This is a genomic window from Sandarakinorhabdus rubra (assembly GCF_010994245.1).
In the GTDB taxonomy this organism is placed as follows: domain Bacteria; phylum Pseudomonadota; class Alphaproteobacteria; order Sphingomonadales; family Sphingomonadaceae; genus Sandarakinorhabdus; species Sandarakinorhabdus rubra.
In genome coordinates this window covers 1-3,133 of sequence record NZ_WMHO01000262.1, presented here as the reverse complement: position 1 = coordinate 3,133, position 3,133 = coordinate 1, and the positions used below count along the sequence as shown (strand labels likewise).

3 protein-coding genes are annotated in these 3,133 nt (G+C 69.0%); 2 read left to right on the top strand and 1 reads right to left on the bottom strand.

Going from position 1 to position 3,133, the window contains the following annotated elements:
• A partial coding sequence (gene mutL / locus GJV64_RS12990) for a DNA mismatch repair endonuclease MutL (protein WP_235927746.1) occupies nt 1-1,084 on the bottom strand: 1,084 nt, incomplete at its 3' end.
• Between the two features lie 191 nt (nt 1,085-1,275).
• On the opposite strand from mutL, the gene GJV64_RS12985 reads away from it, so the two are divergent.
• Both GJV64_RS12985 and mreC read left to right on the top strand, forming a co-directional pair.
• Nucleotides 1,276-2,316 (top strand): rod shape-determining protein, encoded by a 1,041-nt coding sequence (locus GJV64_RS12985; RefSeq protein ID WP_328799191.1) that lies wholly within the window; start codon nt 1,276-1,278, stop codon nt 2,314-2,316.
• Nucleotides 2,317-2,342: 26 nt separating this feature from the next.
• Nucleotides 2,343-3,133 (top strand): rod shape-determining protein MreC (gene mreC / locus GJV64_RS12980; RefSeq protein ID WP_164157738.1); only part of this gene is annotated, 791 nt, incomplete at its 3' end.

Here is a 3,133-nt window from a genome sequence, read left to right as displayed (position 1 = left end):
CGGGCGCTGCCGGCAACGGTTCGGCCCGGAAGGCGGCCAGCGCCGCACCGGCCACAGCAGTGGAGGCGCGGTGGCCGGCGGCATCGAGCGCGCGCCTCAGGCCCGAAACGATCAGGCCGCGCACCAGGCCAGCATCGCGGAAGCGTACCTCGATCTTGGCGGGGTGGACATTCACGTCCACGAAATCGGCCGGCACATCGAGGAACAGCGCCACCACCGGGTGGCGATCACGGGCCAGCAGATCCTGATAGGCACCGCGCAAGGCGCCGACCAGCATGCGGTCCTTCACCGGGCGGTTGTTGACGAACAGATATTGGTGATCGGCAACACCGCGGTTGAAGGTGGGGATGCCGGCCAGCCCGCCGAGCATGATGCCATCGCGGATCAGGTCCACCGGCACGGCATTGGCGGCAAAGTCGGCACCGATGATCGCCGCCAGCCGCGCCATGCTGGCCGCAGCGCCCTCACCGGGCGCCGGTGGCAGGTTGATGAGGGTGCGGCCATCGTGCACCAGACGAAAGCCCACATCCGGTCGGGCCATCGCCAGTCGGCGCACATGATCGAGACAGGCGGCGAGTTCCGACCGCTCCGATTTCAGGAACTTGCGGCGGGCCGGCACGGCAGCGAACAGCCCGTGCACCGTCACCAGCGTGCCCGGCGCGGCGCTGGCCGGGCCATCGGCGGTGATACGGCCATTGTCCACCACCAGACGCCAGCCCTCCTGACCGGCCGGCCGGCTGGTCAGCGCCAGCGTGGCGACCGAGCCGATCGAGGGCAGCGCCTCGCCGCGAAAGCCCATGGTGGCAATCGCCGACAGGTCATCGCCCGGCAGCTTCGAGGTGGCATGCCGTTCGATGGCCAGCCGCAACTGTTCCGGCGTCATGCCGTGGCCATCATCGGCCACCTCAATGCCGTCGATGCCGCCGGCATCCAGGTTGATGGCGATCCGGCTGGCGCCGGCATCGAGGGCATTTTCCACCAGCTCCTTGAGCGCGCTCGCCGGGCGCTCCACCACCTCGCCGGCGGCGATGCGGTTGATCAGCGTTTCGGGCAGGCGCCTGATGGAAGATGCGGGGATCGGCACGCGCACCTCCATAGGCAAGTTGGCGCCGCCTGTCATGATCCCCATATCGTCGCTTGCCGACGTCGGACTGGCGCAGTCGTCCGTTCGGGCTGCCAGCATGAAGCTTGCCGAATCACCGGCAACCGGCCAGAGGGGCAGGCTGGTTACGCCGTCAAGCCGCACCCTCCCTCCATTGCCAAAGACCTGCCCCCATGTCGCCATTTTCCCGGATGTTTTCCTTCCTGTCTCAGGACATGGCCATCGACCTGGGCACCGCCAACACCCTTGTCTATGTCCGCGGTCGCGGCATCGTGCTGAACGAGCCAAGCGTGGTCGCGCTGGAGACGGTGCGCGGCAACAAGATCGTCAAGGCCGTCGGCAATGAGGCCAAGGTGATGATGGGGCGCACGCCGGGCAACGTGGAGTGCATCCGCCCCCTGCGCGACGGCGTGATTGCCGACATCGATGTCGCCGAACAGATGATCAAGCACTTCATCAAGAAGGTGCAGACCAGCCGCTTCGGCCGCTATCCGGAAATCGTCATCTGCGTGCCGTCGGGTTCGACCAGCGTTGAAAAGCGCGCCATCCGCGATGCCGCCAACAATGCCGGCGCCACCCAGGTCTATCTGATCGAGGAACCGATGGCCGCCGCCATCGGTGCCGGCATGCCGGTGACCGAGCCGATCGGTTCGATGGTGGTCGACATCGGCGGCGGCACGACCGAAGTGGCCGTGCTCTCGCTGAAGGGCCTGGCCTATACCACGAGCGTGCGCGTGGGCGGCGACAAGATGGACGAAGCGATCATCAACTATGTCCGCCGCAACCACAACATGCTGATCGGCGAAGCCACCGCCGAGCGCATCAAGAAGGAAATCGGCACCGCCAAGAAACCGGCCGACGGCGTGGGCAAGACCATCGACATCAAGGGCCGCGACCTGATGAACGGCGTGCCCAACGAAATCAGCATCAACCAGATGCAGGTGGCCGAGGCCTTGTCGGAACCGGTTGCCACGATCGTGGAAGGCGTGCGCGCCGCGCTGGAGAACACCCAGCCGGAACTGGCGGCCGACATCGTTGACCAGGGCATCGTGCTGACCGGCGGCGGCGCCCTGCTGCGCGATCTCGACGTGGTACTGCGCGAAGCCACCGGCCTGCCGGTGAGCATCGCCGATGAACCCCTGACCTGCGTTGCCATCGGCACCGGCCGTGCGCTGGAGGACCCGATGTATCGCGGGGTGCTGATCACCGCCTGAGCTGCGCGTTCGGGGACCCGCCTGTCATGGACTGGACACCCGCCCCCCGCCGGCCCACCGCCATCAGGCGGGAGCAGAATCTGGCGCTGGTCTCTGCCCTGCTGTCGGGCGCGGTGGTGGCGGCCGGGCTGATCCTGCTGCTGCTGGCCAGGGTCAATCCCGAAACGGCTGCCGGCCTGCGCCGCGCCGCGGCCGATATCGCCGCCCCGCTGTGGTCGGTGCTGCGCGCGCCGGTGGACGGGGTGATTTGGGCCGCTGACGGGGTCGCGGACTATTTCGGCGCGGTGTCGCGCGCCCGCCAGCTGGAAGCCGAACTCGATACCGCCAACGCCCGGCTGCGCGCCGCGCGGGCCGGCATGGAGGAATTGCGCCGCCTGAAGGCGCTGCTGGCGGTCCGCACGCCCGAACGCCAGGTGATTGCCACGGCCCGTATTGCGGCGGCCACCACCGGTGCCGTGGTGCGCACCGCGATGCTGGCCGTGGGCAGCGCCGATGGCGTGGCTCCGGCGATGCCCGTGATCGGCGCCGAAGGGCTGATCGGCCGCACGCTGGAGGTGGGCCGGCACGGCACCCGCGTGATGCTGATCACCGATCCGTTGAGCCGGGTCCCGGTGATCGTGGAGCGCACCGGCCAGGTGGGCCTCGCTGCCGGGCGCAACCTGCCCACCCTGCAACTGATCGACCTCGCCGGCCCCGACACGCCACTGCGACCCGGTGACCGGCTGGTCACGTCAGGCGATGGCGGCGTCTATCCGCCCGGCCTGCCGGTGGCCACGGTCGTCGATCCGCGCCGCGACGGCGCGGTGCTGCGGCCGGG

Bases quoted from the DNA above. Each gene is read 5' to 3' on its own strand.
- GJV64_RS12985 (WP_328799191.1), top strand. From the start codon at position 1,276: ATGTCGCCATTTTCCCGGATGTTTTCCTTCCTGTCTCAGGACATGGCC.